This is a genomic window from Acinetobacter sp. COS3 (assembly GCF_000475335.1).
Lineage (GTDB): Bacteria > Pseudomonadota > Gammaproteobacteria > Pseudomonadales > Moraxellaceae > Acinetobacter > Acinetobacter venetianus.
The window spans coordinates 61,209-78,903 of the sequence record NZ_AXCD01000056.1 but is presented as its reverse complement, the minus strand read 5'-3'; the positions used below and the strand labels follow the sequence as shown (position 1 = coordinate 78,903).

At 40.7% G+C, this 17,695-nt stretch carries 15 protein-coding genes; 5 read left to right on the top strand and 10 right to left on the bottom strand.

The genetic code is table 11. From position 1 onward, the window contains the following. From IO68_RS30190 to IO68_RS30180, 3 genes are read right to left on the bottom strand one after another with little or no spacing between them, the layout of a single operon-like run. Entirely contained in the window at positions 1-1,122 is a 1,122-nt protein-coding gene (locus tag IO68_RS30190) for an ABC transporter permease (RefSeq protein ID WP_023013989.1), read from the bottom strand. After that, positions 1,119-2,894, bottom strand: coding sequence for an ATP-binding cassette domain-containing protein (locus tag IO68_RS30185; RefSeq protein WP_023013988.1), 1,776 nt, complete (start codon positions 2,892-2,894; stop codon positions 1,119-1,121). Before IO68_RS30185 ends, IO68_RS30190 begins: the two co-directional genes overlap by 4 nt. Positions 2,895-2,904: 10 nt before the next feature. Next, positions 2,905-3,903: an HlyD family efflux transporter periplasmic adaptor subunit gene (locus IO68_RS30180; RefSeq protein ID WP_023013987.1), complete on the bottom strand. Its 999-nt coding sequence runs from the start codon at positions 3,901-3,903 to the stop codon at positions 2,905-2,907. Positions 3,904-4,009: 106 nt separating this feature from the next. On the opposite strand from IO68_RS30180, the gene IO68_RS30175 reads away from it, so the two are divergent. Continuing rightward, positions 4,010-4,642 (top strand): TetR/AcrR family transcriptional regulator, encoded by a 633-nt coding sequence (locus IO68_RS30175; protein ID WP_023013986.1) that lies wholly within the window; start codon positions 4,010-4,012, stop codon positions 4,640-4,642. A gap of 62 nt (positions 4,643-4,704) precedes the next feature. Here IO68_RS30175 and IO68_RS30170 read toward each other — a convergent pair whose 3' ends face one another. From IO68_RS30170 to IO68_RS30155, 4 genes are all read right to left on the bottom strand, one after another. Continuing rightward, complete coding sequence (locus IO68_RS30170; RefSeq protein WP_023013985.1) at positions 4,705-5,385, bottom strand: SDR family NAD(P)-dependent oxidoreductase; 681 nt, start codon at positions 5,383-5,385, stop codon at positions 4,705-4,707. A gap of 10 nt (positions 5,386-5,395) precedes the next feature. Next, positions 5,396-6,154 (bottom strand): SDR family NAD(P)-dependent oxidoreductase, encoded by a 759-nt coding sequence (locus IO68_RS30165; protein ID WP_023013984.1) that lies wholly within the window; start codon positions 6,152-6,154, stop codon positions 5,396-5,398. A gap of 5 nt (positions 6,155-6,159) precedes the next feature. Continuing rightward, positions 6,160-6,846 carry a glutathione S-transferase family protein gene (locus IO68_RS30160; protein WP_023013983.1) on the bottom strand — a complete coding sequence of 229 codons (687 nt, stop codon included), beginning with the start codon at positions 6,844-6,846 and terminating at the stop codon, positions 6,160-6,162. A 322-nt stretch (positions 6,847-7,168) separates the two neighbouring features. Continuing rightward, a complete protein-coding gene (locus tag IO68_RS30155; protein WP_023013982.1) occupies positions 7,169-8,200 on the bottom strand; it encodes a LysR family transcriptional regulator in 1,032 nt (343 codons plus the stop codon). Positions 8,201-8,396: 196 nt separating this feature from the next. Here IO68_RS30155 and IO68_RS30150 point away from each other — a divergent pair, with 196 nt between their 5' ends. From IO68_RS30150 to IO68_RS30140, 3 genes are read left to right on the top strand one after another with little or no spacing between them, the layout of a single operon-like run. Further along, entirely contained in the window at positions 8,397-9,620 is a 1,224-nt protein-coding gene (locus IO68_RS30150) for an efflux RND transporter periplasmic adaptor subunit (RefSeq protein WP_023013981.1), read from the top strand. 6 nt (positions 9,621-9,626) lie between these two features. Next, entirely contained in the window at positions 9,627-12,806 is a 3,180-nt protein-coding gene (adeG, locus tag IO68_RS30145) for a multidrug efflux RND transporter permease subunit AdeG (RefSeq protein ID WP_023013980.1), read from the top strand. A 12-nt stretch (positions 12,807-12,818) separates the two neighbouring features. Further along, positions 12,819-14,288, top strand: a complete 1,470-nt coding sequence (locus IO68_RS30140) for an efflux transporter outer membrane subunit (RefSeq protein ID WP_023013979.1) — start codon at positions 12,819-12,821, stop codon at positions 14,286-14,288. Between the two features lie 191 nt (positions 14,289-14,479). Here the strand turns inward: IO68_RS30140 and IO68_RS30135 are convergent, their stop codons facing one another. Further along, positions 14,480-14,698, bottom strand: a complete 219-nt coding sequence (locus tag IO68_RS30135) for a hypothetical protein (RefSeq protein WP_004880972.1) — start codon at positions 14,696-14,698, stop codon at positions 14,480-14,482. Between the two features lie 796 nt (positions 14,699-15,494). Between IO68_RS30135 and IO68_RS30130 the strand changes: the two genes are divergently transcribed. Beyond that, positions 15,495-16,409, top strand: coding sequence for a LysR substrate-binding domain-containing protein (locus IO68_RS30130; protein WP_023013978.1), 915 nt, complete (start codon positions 15,495-15,497; stop codon positions 16,407-16,409). Positions 16,410-16,470: 61 nt separating this feature from the next. On the opposite strand, the gene madM is transcribed toward IO68_RS30130, so the two are convergent. Both madM and madL read right to left on the bottom strand, forming a co-directional pair. Next, complete coding sequence (gene madM, locus IO68_RS30125; RefSeq protein WP_023013977.1) at positions 16,471-17,232, bottom strand: malonate transporter subunit MadM; 762 nt, start codon at positions 17,230-17,232, stop codon at positions 16,471-16,473. Between the two features lie 28 nt (positions 17,233-17,260). Continuing rightward, the gene (madL, locus tag IO68_RS30120) at positions 17,261-17,662 is read right to left on the bottom strand and encodes a malonate transporter subunit MadL (RefSeq protein WP_004880978.1); all 402 of its coding nucleotides are present in this window, start codon (positions 17,660-17,662) and stop codon (positions 17,261-17,263) included. Positions 17,663-17,695: the final 33 nt, after the last annotated feature.

Here is a 17,695-nt window from a genome sequence, read left to right as displayed (position 1 = left end):
TTACCTCAATCTCTTTTTTAATGACAAACACGATGCAAAGGTGAATAGCACAACATAGAGCATTAAAATTACACATTCTTTTGTCCACAAATGCCAATCATCACCACCTAGAAACAACGTTTTGATCAAGGTCATAAAGTGCGTTGCAGGAATAATTTGACTAATGAGCTGTACTAAAAAAGGTAAGTTTCGCGTATCAAATACAAATCCTGAGAGCATCATGGCAGGCATAAAACTTGCCAATAAAGCAATTTGGCTGGCTTGAAATTGGCTTTTAGAAGCGCCTGAAATCGTCAGTCCCATTAACAACGAAACCAATAAATATAAAAATGAAGCACTGATAATTGACGTCAATGAAGCTCGAATCGGCACATCAAAAATAAATGCCGCTGCCAATAAACACACGCCAATATCTATCATGCCAATCATGATATAAGGCGTTAATTTGGCAAGTACAATTTCTAGTGGTCGTACTGGTGTGACAAATAATGCCTCTAACGTTCCCCGATCTCTTTCTCTTGCGATTAATAAACCTGTTAAAAAAGCACCAATTAAAGTGAGGATCAGAACAATCAAACCTGGAACTAAAAACCAAGTGCTATTTGCAGATTCATTAAACCAAATCCTTTGTTCAACACTGATCACTCCATTTGAAACCTGCATATTTTGACGATCAGACTGGATCGCTTGGGCTGTTGTTAGGGCACCAGAAATATAGCCTTGCAAAGTTGAAGCAATACTGGTCGATCGCCCATTAGTAATGATTTGAATGGTCGCAGCTTGATTTGCACTGGCTTGAGCAAAGTCAGCAGGAACATTTACAATCGCATCAATATCAGCCCGTCCCATCGCTTGTTCAGCTTGGGCAAAACTTGTATAAGGCACTGCTGTTATATATCGCGTTCCATTCAAGCCTGAAATTAACTGATTACTTTGTGGCGTTACGTTCTGGACGACCACACCGACACGTCCGTTATTTAAATCGAAAGATAAGCCATAACCGAACAGTAAAATCAGGATAATCGGTAAAATCAGTCCTATCGCTAAACTACTTTTATCTCGTAATAATTGATGTGTTTCTTTTTTGATTAATGCCATCAAGCGAGCTACAGAGATACTCATTGTGTATGCTCCTGCTTACGAGAACGTGCTTGTTCCACAATAGACATAAATGCACGATTCATATCACTATGGCTCGTTTCACCTGCCATTTGCCGAACTTGTTTTGGTGAACCAAGTGCTAATAATTTTCCAGCATCTTGAATCGCAATTCGATCACAATATTCAGCCTCTTCCATAAAATGCGTTGTAATAATAATGGTAATCCCTTGATTGGCGAGCTCTCCTATGCTGTACCAAAAAGAACGCCTTGCCAAAGGGTCAATCCCACTAGTAGGCTCATCTAAAAAGATAATCTCAGGCTGATGCAATAAAGCCGCAGCCATCGACAAACGCTGTTTAAATCCATTCGGTAAATCACCACTTTTAGCATGTGGCTGTAATTGAAATTGATGCAGTGCTTTGTCTATTTGTTGGTTAAGCTTCTTTCCAGATAAACCATAAGCGCCACCAAAAAATTTTAGATTATCAAGTACCGTTAAATTGCTATATAAAGCGAATTTCTGAGAGACATAACCAATTTTTGCCCTCGCCTGTGCACGTGCTGTGCGTAAGTTCATTCCAGCAACTTCTAAAGTGCCACTACTTGCAGGCAATAAACCGCACAGCATTCTAAAAGTTGTTGTCTTCCCTGCGCCATTTGGCCCTAATAACCCAAAAATTTCACCACTTTGCACATCAAAGGATGTATTTGCAACTGCGGTAAAATCACCAAATTTTCGTACTAAGTCTTTGACGATAATTGCTGATTGCGGTGTTTCAGCTAACTGCTTTTGGGATTCAAGCAAAGCATTATCATTGCTATTTTTAACTTCAATTCTTTGTTGTTGAGCTTGATGTAAAAAGCTCATAAATGCATCTTCTAACTCAGGTTTTCTAGGTGTAACCACTGCATTTGAAGGTAAATACTCTATTGGCAATTCAGGATATGTAGGTTGAGTAATAAAACGGACAACATCGCCTTTAGGAACAGCATCTACAATATATTTATGATTATCTAATAACTGGGCTTGTAAGACCCTTGCTTTCATTTGTTTTGGTGGTTCAACCTGCCAAGTTTGGCCTCTGACTTTTTCACTAAGCTCAGATGGCGTACCTTGTTGTAAAATTTTACCTTCATACATCACATACACTTCTGAACAACGTTCTGCTTCATCCATATATGCCGTGCTAATGATGACACTTAAATTTTCTTCCTGAACCAACTGTTGGATAATGATCCATAGATCCCTTCTCGATAAAGGATCAACACCGACACTCGGCTCATCGAGTAATAACAGTTCTGGTGAGCGAACTAAGGTGCAAGCTAAACCTAATTTTTGCTTCATTCCACCTGAAAGTTTCCCTGCTGGGCGTTCAGTAAAATGGGTTAAATCGGTAATTTCTAATAAACGAGCAAATCGTTGTTTCCGCACAGCATGAGGTACGCCATGCAAATCTGCATACAAATCTAAATTTTCTTGAATACTTAAATCTTCATATAAACCAAACCGTTGTGGCATATAGCTGATTCGGTCTTGTACTGATTGAGGATCTTTAGCAACATCAATTCCAAGTACTTCCAAAGAACCTGAACTTGGCTGATACAAGCCTGCAACCAACCGCAAAAAAGTTGTTTTACCCGCACCATCGGTTCCAACCAATGCCGTAAGCTGTCCTGCTTTGACTGTAATATTTAAATCTTGGAGTGCATTTATGTCTTTCCCTTTTTTATTTTCAGACGGAAAGACTTGTGTTAAGTCACGCGCCACCACCACTTGAGACAAGGTATTCATTAGCGTTCACTCACTTGTCCTTGGCAATTTTAACGGTGACAGGCTGCCCCATTTTTAATTGATCATTTGGATCATTTACATAAACTCGAACCTCATACACCAAGGTTGTTCGGATGTCTTCTGTTTGCACTGTTTTAGGGGTAAATTCTGCAACAGATGAGATATAGCCAATTTTTCCGTGGATGGGTTGATCGGGCTTAGAATCACGAATGATTTGGGCAACTGATCCCATTTTAATCCAGTCTAAATCTTTTTCATTTACATACACTCTCACCCACTTCGGATCAGTCAGCGCCAAGGTATACACTGCTTTCTGAGGGTTAGTCATATCTCCCGCTTCTTGCAACCTAGCACGCACCACTGCATCTACTGGTGAGCGCAACTCACTTTGTGTAAGTTGGTATTTGATTAAATCTAAATTTGCTTGTGTTGCCTGATATTGCGCCTTAGTCGCAGCACGATCTTCAGCACGCGCTCCTTTTTTTAGTAATGCTAAATTCGCTTCACGCTCTTTCACTGAAGCTGCTGCTGTAGCTTGATTACTCTGTGCAAAATCTAGTTCTTGTTTGCTAATCGCTTGGCCAGAGGTACTTTTATTCAAAATCTGTAAGCGCTGATAATCTTTATTTGCTTTGTCTAGTTGGGCTTGGGCTGATACCAGCTGGGCTTTTGCCTGTGTAATTTGTTCAGGTCGAGTTCCTACTTCTTGCTCAATCATTGCCTGCTTTTGTACATTCAACTGCGCTTCCGCTTGCTGTTCTTGAATCTTCAAAGCATCTGTTTTTAATTCTGCCAATACTTGCCCTTTTTTAACTTTATCTCCCTCTTGCACTGATAAGGACTGGATTCTTCCTGTTTGTTCAAAAGCGAGTGAAATCTGGCGAATATCGACATTTCCATAGAGTGTGAGTTCCTGTTCAGTATTTTTATCTTTATTAAAGAACCAAAGCACAACTGCTAAGAGAACAATGATACTGACCACAGCAACAGCAATAACTTTCTTGTTCATGGAATCAGACCTTTTTTATTAAAGTTTAAATTCAATTTAAATTTAAACTATATCAATTTAAGGAAAAAAGATATACTTAAAATTAAAGTTTGATTCAGAGTAAAAAATGTCTAGAGCTAGGCGCAGTGATGGTGATATTACCAAATCAAAAATTCTTGAGGCAGCAGGTCAATTAATTGCCCAAAATGGTTTTGCTCAGACAACAAACAAAGAAATTGCCAAATTGGCAGAGGTCGATTTAGCTGCGATTAACTATCATTTTGCTGGTCGTGATGGTTTATATAGCGCTGTGTTGGCTGAAGCACATACACATTATATCAACGAACAACAGTTATTGGCGCTCGTGGATAGCCCTCTCCCTCCGACACGAAAACTTGAAACATTTTTTGCAACGCTGGTGAGTAAGCTCGTTGAAAAAGATGTCTGGCATAGTAAAGTTTTTATTCGCGAATTATTTTCCCCTACATCGCATCTGCAAGCATTTATGCAAAGTGATGGTGCTAGAAAGTTTCAAGCCGTCCGAAAAATTATTAGTCAGGTTTCAGGGCTAGATGAAAATCACCCAGCGCTATTACCTTGTGTTCTAAATGTCGTTGCGCCATGTATGATGCTACTGATCGTCGGAAGTAATCTCCCTGCACCCATACAAGATATTTCAAAAATGAATGCTCAACAATTGGTTAAACACCTGATGACCTTTTCCTTAGCAGGTTTAGAAGCGATTAAACAACAGCAGTAAATTCAAGCGAATGTAGCAAAAACAAACTGATTTAAAGCTTAAAATATTTTAGCTATAAGATGCTATATCCCTAAACTCAATTCCTGACTCCACGTTGAATTCGGTTGCTGATGCAAATGCAAACAAGCTTTTTTAACCGAATTCACGAAATCTTCGCGATGACCTTGCCATTGCTCTAGCATGCAATAACACACATGAATTCCCTTGGGATGAAACTCTCTTGCTAATGACTGAGAAAGTGCTCGAATCGCAGCAAATGAACTCTGGCTGAGAGGATCATAATATGCCGAAGTCTGAGGCTGTGAACCTAGAAAAATCATAGTTCCGCGTTGTTGCATCAACATTTCACGCACTACACCTTGAGATAAACTTACAGCACTCAAGCCATTATTGTTCCATTCATGCTCAGCTTCTTGAGATAACAAAGTATCCATTTCACGAGCATGACTAAAGCAGGCTTGGAAAATACACAATTCAATTTGATGCTTTGAACTTGTGATATGCGAAAGTAGTTTCTTTAATGCATGCGAATCAATCAAATTTATGCGGACTACGGTCAATTGATTGTGCAATTTTTCAATATGAATTTTTTCTTGATTTAAATCATTCACAACGTGATAAACATGCAAAGCATCGATCAGATTTGTCTCAGCAAAACTTTGGCTGAGCTGTTGAATGTCACTGCCAACAACTAGCATACAACCTGTTGCTTTCTTGCCCCATCGAAATAGTTTATTGCTCATGATGATCATCCTAAAATTTTTCTTGATGTGGCCTAAGATCCAACTCATGCGTCCATAGATCAGCCGTCTGTTGATAGAGCATCCAATAATTTTCAGCAATTGCATCAATATCCAAACCACCAGTCCCACGCGTCATTCGAGCCAAACGACCTAAACCGAACAGTGCTTTATTGACCCGATCCCCATCCACCATGCCATCAATCACAACATGAGCAATATGAATATTTTGAGCTTTATACTGCTGAGCAAGGTTCAAAGCATAAGCTCTCAAAGCAGATTTACCCATAGTAAAAGCAGCAAAAAATGGCTTACCACGCAACGAGGCACTTGCACCCGTAAAGATTAATGTGCCCGCTTGTTGTTGCTGAAAAATTTTTAAACTACTCTGCGAAACCCAAAATGCTGATAAAAAAGTTGAATGCCACATTTTGCTAAAAAATTTCAATGATGACTGCAAGAAAATTGAAGGTACATTTCCACCCACATTATGAATCACTGCGACCAACTGCTCTTGGCTAAGCGAAATCGATTGAAACAATTGTTGTACCTGTATTGGATCTTCAGCATCTAAACAGTAAGCCATGGCGTCACCATGATTATTTTTGATCTCGATAGCTATCTGCTCTGCTTTCTCCAGTGTGCGACCCACAACATAGACTTTTAAACCTTCTTGAGCAAAACGGCGGCTCACTGCAGCTCCAATACCTTGCGATGCACCGACACCAACCACCACAACACATTGCTGTCTTTCTGAAAGAGAAATGGTCATAGCGATTACTCAGCTTGCTTGTCATACCAAGCTTTAATTGCAGGTCGGCTTAATATTTCTTTACCAAACTGACGGCTCGTGCGAATCACTTCGCCTAACTGTGAGACCACAGCAATATCTGCAATTGTTTGGCTATCCCCAACTAACCAACCTGTCGCTGAAAGCACCTGTTCGATTCGATCTAAGTGCCGTCTAAATTCTGCATGAACATCTTCAGCTTTCATTCGACCAGTGCCCTGAAAAAACAATTGAGTTTTGAGTTCCGCTAAAATAAAGCCTTTAACCATCACTCGTTCATAAGCTGGACGACCTTCGCTACTGATCCGAATAGCCTCCGCCAAAGCCTCTGAATCATTGACACGCAAATAGACCTCATAAAAATACAAGGATTCATCAGCCCAATCTTCCCATAATTCAACCAAAGCTCTTTGTGTCGGATCTTTGGGATAAAGTAAAGCTTGGTCGGGAAAAGCCTCATCTAAGTAGCGCGCAATCCGAGTACTATCTTGGATGCGTTGCTGATGAATATCTACCACAGGAACTTTGCCAACCTTACTCAGCAATGGCACTTTTGCCCCTAAAATTCCATTGTAGTTTATGGTCTCAAAATCAATTCCTTTGAAGCGAAGCATTCTCGCTGCTTTTTGGCAAAACGGCGAAATTTCCCATTGATGCAGAACAACTGAACTCATTTCTTGTTTCTCTTTTATATCTATTTAAATAATAAATTTGATGGATTTTTGATTAGCCAATAACTAGCTCACTCCATCTCCTCACTATTTCCCATAAATGCTTTACATCTTAAATGATGGGAAGCTAGTCAGTCTCAAAAAAGAACTAACTAAGCAAGGTAGCGATGAATCAGAAAACTGTCAATCAATTGACTAAGCTTAAATCTAAAGTTGTCCTGAAATGACAGCATTTACCCCTAAAAGATAAATGAAGAAATTGATCAATATAATTATTGAGCTTTAGAATAATATCGATAAAAAACAATGTGACATTGTTTTTAAATTAAGTTTTCAATGCTCTCGCTTCTGCAATATTATGCTGCTCCACTAAAGTACGAATCGTATATTCGTGATTAGTCTTTTGATCACATGCAAATTTACATTTCTGATCGAGTGGCATCGCACTGCCCCCCAATAACGGACAGGCAGCAAATAACTCTGCAACCCAATCAACAAAGACTCTAACCTTGTGTGATAAATGGCGGCTTTGTAAATATACCGCTGAAATCGGCATCGGCGCAGGTGTCCACTGCGGGAGTACTTCTGTTAATGCTCCAGACTCTAAATGATCAGTAAGCATATAACGAGGCCCCTGAATCACTCCAAATCCTTGTAACGCCAAATCAATATAGGCATCTCCATCATTGACCGACACGTTCCCATTGACACTGACACTTTTAATCAAATCATCAACCATGAAATCCCAGTCAAAATTACGACCTGTACGGCTTGAAAAGAAATGAATCGCTTGATGATTTTTCTGTAAATCCTCAATCGAGGTCGGAATACCCTTTTTATTTAAATAACAAGGTGATGCAGCTGTTGCACATTGGAAAGTTCCGATACGTCTTGCGATTAAACTAGAGTCTTGCAACTCACCAACTCGAATTGCACAATCGACAGCTTCGCCGACCAAATCAACTGGACGATCATTCAACCCAATCACAAGATCAATGTCAGGATAACGTGCATGGAACTCACGTAGTCGAGGAATCAAGATCAGTCGTCCAATCGAGACAGGAACATCAATCCTTAATCGTCCGCGTGGCCCTCTCTCAGCATCATTAAAAGAAGATTCAACATCTTCAACATCCGCTAAGATTCTCACGGTACGGTCATAATACACAGCACCATCTGGGGTTAAACTCAGCTTACGCGTTGTTCGATTAAGCAAGCGAACTTGTAAATGTTTTTCTAAAGATTGAATCGTTGTGGTCACAGAAGCTCGTGGCAAACCCAGCGTATCGGCAGCCAAACTAAAACTGTTGGTTTCAACAACTTTATTAAAAACTTTCATCGCATGAAATAAATCCACAAGCCCACTCCCAATCCAATAATCTAAACAATTATCTAACGATTATTATAAAAATACGAATAGTGTTATCAAATTTAATGTATTTATTCATTATTGACAAACTTTTATGCTCCTTTCATTCCATAAATCCTGTTTCTCCCATACAGACCATAACTAAAAGTCTGAAAACAGGGATCCAAATAACTAGGAGCACCTCATGTCACTTTCTCGCAAACAGCTGACGCTGTCTGCTGTCATTATTGCCATTTTTGCTACAGGTGGCAGTTTTCTTCTCTTTCAAGAAAATGCAGATGCAAAAGCTACCCCAGCAGCGAATTCTCAACCCGCAACCACAGTAGATGTAGCCACAGTTGTCAATAAAACCATTACCGATTGGCAAGAATACTCGGGACGTTTAGAGGCGATTGATCAAGTCGATATACGCCCACAAATTTCAGGTAAACTGATTGCTGTCCACTTCAAAGATGGCAGCTTGGTTAATAAAGGCGATTTGCTATTTAGCATTGATCCTCGACCATTTGAAGCAGAACTCAACCGCGCCAAAGCTCAACTTGCCTCTGCCGAGGCACAAGTAACGTATAGCTCCGCAAACCTCAGCCGTAACCAACGCTTAATCGAAAGCAATGCCATTGCTCGTCAAGAGCTTGATCAAGCTCAAAATGAAGCCCGCTCAGCAAATGCGAACTTACAAGCGGCCAGAGCTGCCGTAGAATCTGCTCGATTAAATCTGGAATATACCCGAATTACTGCACCTGTCAGTGGTCGAATCTCTAGAGCAGAAGTGACGGTTGGAAACGTAGTTTCAGCTGGAAATGGTGCACAAGTGTTAACTCGACTCGTCTCTGTTTCGCGCTTATATGCCTCTTTTGATGTAGATGAGCAAACCTACCTAAAATATATCAGTAACCAAAGAAACTCAGCTCAAGTACCAGTGTATATGGGACTTGCAAATGAATCTGGTTTTTCTCACGAAGGTTATATCAGCTCCATCGACAATAACCTTGATAGCACTTCGGGCACTATCCGTGTTCGTGCTACTTTTGAAAATCCTACAGGCATTATGCTCCCAGGGCTTTACGCTCGTATTCGTCTTGGTGGAGGACAACCTCGCTCAGCCATTCTCATCAATCCGACTGCAATTGGCGTAGATCAAGACAAGCGCTTTGTGGTTGTGGTAGATGCCAAAAATCAAACTGCATATCGTGAAGTTAAACTGGGTGCTCAACAAGATGGCTTACAAATCGTTGATGGCGGTTTAAAAGCTGGCGAACGTATCGTGGTCAATGGTCTACAACGAATTCGTCCCGGAGATCCAATTACACCACACCTTGTTGCTATGCCAAACGCGCAAATTATTGCAGAGAATAGCTCCTCACAACCTCAGCCTGCAGACAAAAACTCAACTTCGGCCAAAGGTTAATCCAATATGAATATATCTAAGTTTTTCATTGATCGGCCGATCTTTGCTGGCGTGCTGTCAGTATTGATTTTGCTGGCGGGTCTACTTTCTGTCTTTAAGCTTCCAATTTCCGAATATCCCGAAGTTGTGCCACCCTCAGTTGTGGTACGTGCCCAATATCCAGGGGCAAACCCTAAAGTGATTGCAGAGACCGTGGCTTCTCCGTTAGAAGAATCTATTAACGGCGTTGAAGACATGCTGTACATGCAGTCTCAAGCAAACAGTGACGGCAATCTAACGATTACAGTGAACTTCAAACTAGGTGTTGATCCTGATAAAGCACAACAACTGGTACAGAACCGTGTTTCGCAAGCGTTGCCCCGTCTCCCAGAAGATGTGCAACGTTTAGGTGTTACAACACTAAAAAGCTCTCCCACTTTAACCATGGTTGTGCATCTAACATCTCCAGATAACCGCTACGATATGACCTATCTGAGGAACTATGCAGTCCTCAACGTCAAAGATCGTTTGGCTCGTTTGCAGGGTGTTGGCGAAGTTGGGCTGTTTGGTTCTGGCGATTATGCGATGCGAGTTTGGCTAGATCCACAGAAAGTCGCTCAACGAAATCTCACCGCCACTGAAGTCGTCAATGCAATTCGTGAACAAAACATTCAAGTTGCAGCGGGAACTATCGGGGCTGCACCCAATGATTCACCCTTGCAACTTTCTGTGAATGCTCAAGGTCGTTTAAGTACTGAACAAGAGTTCTCCGATATTATTTTAAAAACAGCTGCTGATGGTGCTGTGACCAAACTCGGCGATGTCGCACGCGTTGAACTTGCAGCATCTCAATATGGCTTACGTTCATTACTGGACAATAAACAAGCAGTCGCAATTCCAATTTTCCAAGCACCGGGTGCTAATGCCTTACAAGTTTCTGATCAAGTGCGCAGCACCATGCAGGAACTTTCTAAAGATTTTCCATCCTCGATTAAATACGACATTGTGTACGATCCAACCCAGTTCGTACGTGCCAGTATCAAGGCTGTTATTCATACCTTACTTGAAGCGATTGCTCTGGTTGTCGTGGTTGTAATCCTATTTCTACAAACATGGCGAGCATCCATCATTCCTTTACTTGCCGTACCTGTTTCGATTATTGGTACATTTGCACTGATGCTGGCGTTTGGTTATTCCATCAATGCACTTTCGCTATTCGGGATGGTTCTCGCTATCGGGATCGTGGTCGATGATGCGATCGTCGTGGTGGAAAATGTTGAGAGGAATATTGAAGCAGGATTAAGCCCAAGAGATGCGACTTATCGTGCCATGCGTGAAGTGAGCGGCCCGATTATTGCGATTGCCCTGACTCTTGTTGCCGTATTCGTCCCTCTTGCATTCATGACAGGTTTAACAGGTCAGTTTTATAAGCAATTCGCAATGACGATTGCTATTTCAACTGTCATTTCAGCATTCAACTCACTTACCCTTTCGCCTGCCTTAGCTGCAATGTTGCTGAAAGGTCATGATGCCAAACCTGATGCATTAACACGTTTTATGAATCGTGTCTTTGGACGCTTCTTTGCATTATTCAATCGTGTATTCTCTCGTGCTTCGGACAAATACGGTCGAGGCGTGAACCGCGTCATTTCCCATAAAGCTTCAGCAATGGGTGTCTATGCTGCATTACTTGGTCTGACCATTGGGATTTCATATATCGTTCCCGGAGGATTTGTTCCTGCTCAAGATAAACAATACCTGATTAGTTTTGCCCAATTACCAAATGGCGCTTCACTCGACCGCACTGAAACTGTGATCCGAAAAATGAGTGATGCCGCGCTCAAACAACCCGGCGTCGAAAGTGCCGTGGCATTCCCCGGTTTATCCATCAATGGCTTTACCAACAGCTCAAGTGCAGGGATCGTCTTTGTCACCTTAAAACCATTTGATGAACGTAAAGGCGCTGATCTTTCAGCCAATGCGATTGCTGGTGCATTAAATCAAAAATATGCTGCGATTCAAGATGCTTATATCGCGGTATTCCCACCACCACCTGTGATGGGCTTAGGTACGATGGGTGGCTTTAAACTACAACTTGAGGATCGTGGTGCATTAGGTTACTCGGCCCTAAATGATGCAGCGCAATCCTTTATGAAAGCAGCACAATCCGCACCCGAATTAGGGCCAATGTTCTCGAGTTATCAGATCAATGTCCCACAATTAAATGTAGATTTAGATCGTGTTAAAGCCAAACAACAAGGTGTTGCAATCACCGATGTATTTAATACCATGCAAATCTACTTGGGTTCGCAATACGTCAATGATTTCAACCGTTTTGGTCGTGTCTATCAAGTGCGTGCTCAAGCGGATGCACCGTTCCGTGCCAATCCAGAAGACATTTCACAGCTCAAAACACGAAATGATGCTGGGCAAATGGTTCCACTCTCTTCATTGGTGAAAGTCACACAAACCTACGGTCCAGAAATGGTCGTGCGATATAACGGCTACACTGCGGCAGATATTAACGGCGGTCCTGCGCCGGGATATTCTTCAAGCCAAGCAGAGGCCGCTGTTGAACGCATTGCAGCAGAAACCTTGCCGCGTGGGGTAAAATTTGAATGGACAGATTTAACCTATCAAAAAATCTTAGCGGGTAATGCAGGATTGTGGGTATTTCCAATCAGTGTCTTACTCGTGTTCTTGGTTTTAGCTGCACAATACGAAAGCCTTACCCTTCCTTTGGCTGTTATTTTGATTGTTCCAATGGGTATATTGGCAGCACTGGCTGGAGTCTGGTTCACGGGTGGCGATAACAACATCTTTACCCAAATTGGACTCATGGTGCTCGTCGGGCTGGCCTGTAAAAATGCGATATTAATTGTCGAGTTTGCCCGTGAACTAGAAATGCAAGGTGCTACGGCATTTAAAGCAGCTGTTGAAGCAAGTCGTTTACGTTTACGCCCAATTTTGATGACCTCGATTGCCTTCATTATGGGTGTAATTCCACTCGTAACATCGACAGGTGCTGGTTCAGAAATGCGCCATGCCATGGGTGTAGCGGTATTCTTTGGCATGATCGGGGTCACGTTGTTCGGTCTATTCCTCACCCCAGCATTTTATGTCCTGATTCGTACATTGAATAGCAAACATAAATTGCATTCTGCTGCGGTACACGAAGCACCTTTACATAATCCGAATCATCAATAAGGAGGACATTTGATGAAAGCATCTACGCCAAAATGGTTATTGTCCTCACTGATAGGAAGCCTGCTGCTCGCAGGCTGCTCCCTTGCGCCTGAATACCAACCAGCACAAGTGATTATTCCTATCAAATTTAAAGAAGCAAATTCAGCACTTGAAAACGAACAATGGAAGATTGCTCAACCCGCCGATGAACACATTCGAGGTGAATGGTGGCGTGTCTTTAATGATCCTCAACTGAATGGACTTGAACAGCAAGCTATTTCAGGTAATCAGAATCTAAAAAGAGCGGCAGCAAATATTCAATCATCGCGTGCACTAAGATCAGCAGCACAAGCCGAGCGCTTACCGAGTATTGGTGCAGGTTTTGGACCGACACGCCAGAAACCATCTCCTGCATCATTAGAACTGGATGCGGATGCACAAACCTCAGCACGTACTCTATGGCGAGCACAAGCAAACGTTTCATACGAATTAGATTTATTCGGACGGATCGCAAGTAGTGTGAATGCTGCAACAGCAGATGTTCAGCAACAAGAAGCGTTGTATCACTCTGCTCTACTTGCACTTCAAGCAGATGTTGCTCAAACCTATTTTTTGATTCGACAATTGGATACCGAGCAAGTGATTTATCAGCAGAATATCCAACTGCTCACTGAAACACGCGATTTAATGCAACTTCGTTATCGCAATGGCTTAGTCAGTGAATTGGACTTTTCTCGTGCCCAAACCGAATTATCAACTGCGCAAAGTGACGCATTAAATATTACGCGTAGTCGAGCGACAGCTGAACATGCACTCGCAGTATTGTTGGGTAAAACACCAGCGGAATTCAGTTTAACAACTCAATCTGTTAATTCGGATCTCGTTGTTTTGCCTGCTGGACTTCCATCCTCTCTGCTTGAACGTCGTCCTGACATCGCTGCGGCAGAACGAGCTATGGCAGCAAATAATGCACGTATTGGTATTGCCCGCGCTGCATTTTTCCCCAAATTAGATCTCACAGGTGCACTCGGATACGAGTCAGCAAGTTTAGGGAACTTAGGGAACTGGTCAAGCCGAACCTTTTTATTAGGTCCTGTTGCGGGCACGATTTTATCTTTGCCTTTGTTTGATGGTGGACAACGTAAGGCTGGCGTTGCTCAAGCGCGTGCAGCTTATGAAGAAAGTATTGCTGGTTATCGGCAAACCGTCTTAAATGCATTTCGTGAAGTTGAAAATGGCTTGTCTGATCAACGCATCCTAGATCAACAAATACAGGCTCAACATTTAGCACTAAAATCGAGTAAGCATGCCAATCAACTGGCACATTTACGTTATCGTGAAGGTGCTGTGAGCTATTTAGATGTGATTGATTCCGATCGAAATCTATTACAACAGCAACAACGCGCTGCACAACTGAATGGAAATCGTATGCTTGCAAGCGTAGATTTAATCCGTGCTTTAGGCGGTGGTTGGGAATCTGTACCTGCTAAAACAGCTTTATAATCTTTTTAATCGATGGCACTAGATAAGTTTTAGACTCGTCTAGTGCTTTTTTATAAAACGTCCTACTTGAACGACGAAAACCCCACAACAATTATAGTTATGGAATTTCTTTTAAATTACTCAAAATAAATGTATCAAATCGATTGTGCAAAACCGACAACAAACCCAAAAGTCAGTTCTTTACACTCAAATTAATTTGAATGAACGATATCAATAAAACGATAGATACGGCCATCTTTTGGATTTTCATAGAGCAATTCCATATTCGGTCGCAAAATCTCACCTTCAATTTCAATATGCTCAATGCGTTTAAATAAAGGAATCTCTAGATCATTTACCTTGCTAATTAAAGCAATTGCAACATTTTCGGTTTCAAACTGATCCTTTACTTTGATTTGTATATTTTTCATTGAAAAAACTTCCATTTTAAAAATTTGAAAAACACAGCTGAACTAAGGTTTAAATGAAAAAAGTGACAATAAAGTGAAAATAAAAGCAGCTGTGCGATGTAAGGTTAAGTTGATTCCATAAAGGAGTCTTGTGCTAAATTTTGCAAAGAAAATATGGCAAATTACAGCTAAACTTGTCGACAAAATGGTTGTAACAAAAAATATTAACCATAATTTATATATTAAAAACATAATCTTAAACAAGAACTCGCGAGTTCAACACATGATGTCAACCTTTTTTAAAATGCATACTAGATCACATATTTATATAAATTTTTCAATTATATGTCTCTGTTTTTCATTCTAAAAACTTATAGATTTTTTAAATTCTTATTTGATTGTAGTGGCTAAAAGTATCTCAATCACTTTTTAGATGTTCACAATAGTAAGACTGAGATTAAGTGATAAATATAAAAAAAGCCACATCTGGAGAATGTGGCCAAGGGTATTGCTTTGCTTGCTACGGTGTTTGCCGTATCTTTAAATTAATGTACGAAACTTAAAGAAATCTGAATTTTTAAAGTTTTTGATTTTAATGAGCGGTTTAACTCATTTATATGCCATCATCAAGCAGCCGATTAATCATCAATACACGCTAAAACCCTGAATATTAAGGCATCTAATTTTTTGACAGATTTTAGTCTAACATGGGACATTGAGTTAAATTTTACCCTTAATATGAACTGAAGCTTAGAAACGTTTAAATACACCGAACTATTTTTCAATTCATACATCATCTGGTACAGGCATTATTGATATGGAAATCGATGAAGATTTAACTTTACGGAAAATTCAAATATTCCTCGCATTTATGCGTTATGGCAACCTTTCAAAAACAGCCGCCGAAATGCAAATCAGTAACGTCAGCGTACATAAAGCATTGCACTCTTTAGAAAATAGTCTGCGGTGTCCTTTATTCAAAAATGAAGGACGGAATTTAATTCCCCTAAAAAGTGCATATGTTTTACAAGAGAACTCACAAAAAATTGTTCAAGACATTGTTACCGCTGTAAATAAAACCAGAGAAGCAGCAGGTTTCGCAGCAAAAGTATTGCATTTAGGTTCGTTATATTCACTTACGGTCAATACCATTCCCAACGTGATTAGTGGTCTGAAGTTGAGGCGTGGTGAGTTGGATATTCAACTCTTGCTAAGCTCTAATCTTGATTTAGTTAAAAAATTAAAAACGACTGAATTAGATGCCATTATCGTTGCTTTAAATGAAACAACATCTGATGCTGATTTTGAAAGTTTAGCAATGTTTCAAGATGATATTTATTTAGCTGTGAATAAGAACTCTCCGCTTGCAAGTCTCGAAGAAATCGACCTAAGCACTTTAAAAGATGAAACGTTTTTAACCCTATCCAAAGGCTTTGCAACACGTCATGACAGTGACGTCGTATTTGAAAAAGCAGGCATAGATCCTAAAGTCTTTTTACAGGTTAGCGACATTTTCACCTTAATCAGTATGGTGAGTACAGGAGTGGGTTTAGCCTTATTGCCCGGTCGTATCTCAACCATTTATGAAAGCTCAGTCAAGTTGATTCCTTTACAAGCACCGTATCAAATCAAACAAGAAATTGGCTTGGTCTTTTTAAAGAGTAAGGAGCGAGATCCTAACCTATTGGCATTAATTGCTGAATGTCGAATGTTCGCAAGACAATACCTATAAATATTGAGGGGAGATGATTCTGTCTGAATCACCTCCCCTCATCGATTAAATCAAAATTTGTTTAACTAAAAATCGCATTTACAGTCAAGAAGAATATAGACGGTCCGAGCAAACATCCAAGTCCTGTATAAAATGTTGCAACCAATGCACCATAAGGAACTAATCTAACATCTGTACCCGCCAAACCTGCTGCTGTGCCGCTGGTAGTACCCGCCAACCCTCCAAAGACCATCGCAGAACGCGGACTTTTGAGATACATAAACTTTGCAAGCAAGGGTGTGCCAATCATAAAAAATACTGATTTAATTAGACCAATCGCGATAGATAATGCAATCACATCTGAACTCGCTCCAATAGCCGAACCCGTAATTGGCCCAACGATATAGGTCATCGCACCCGCACCAATCGTCGTCATAGACACAGGATCTTTGTATCCCAAGAACCAAGCAACCACAACGCCGATTGCAAATGGCACAACACATCCTAAAAGCAAGGCAACTAATCCAACTTTACCCGCCTTTTTTACCTCTTTAACATCAACCTCGAAAGCTGTTGAAGCAATCGCGAGATCACGAATCATTGCCCCACCCAATAATGCAAATCCCGAGAAAATTGCAATATCAGATATACCCTTTGTCCCGTTCGTATAAACACCTGCAAAATAGGCAACCACCAATCCCAAAGTGATCGCAATCGCTGAACTCTGCAATTTTCCTTTGGTTAAATATTTAGACAGTAAGTGTGAAACAAACATCATTAGCCCAGTTACCGCAAGTGCTGTTACAAGTGCATTTTTACTGAGAACCGCTATTAAAGTTTCCATCTCATAATTCCTTTATGATTTTATCGTTTTAAGCTGTTTTTTCCGTTGTTTCGATAGACCATTCATAAGTTTCATAGTCGCCACTAATACGATTTAAATATCGAATTACAAGTACTGTTCCGATTAGTGAGGCAACAGACACAATGATGCCGAGTAAACCACCAGATAGTGCCGCAACGACATTTTGACCTGCTGACATTGCCACTACGATTGGAATGTACATACCAGACCAATATAAAATTCCGAATTGAGTGACTTGTGGTAAATAGCCTTTTTTTGCCAATAGTTCTTTGGCCAATATCAGTAAAAGCATGGAAATCGCCACACCACCAACATTGGCTTTTACGCCGAGTAACATACCCAACGTATTACCAAAGTAATCACCTAATAAATGACAAATCGCTAAAATAGCTGTTCCATATATAATCATTTTAAATTTCCTCTATCCTTTGAGTTACATCAT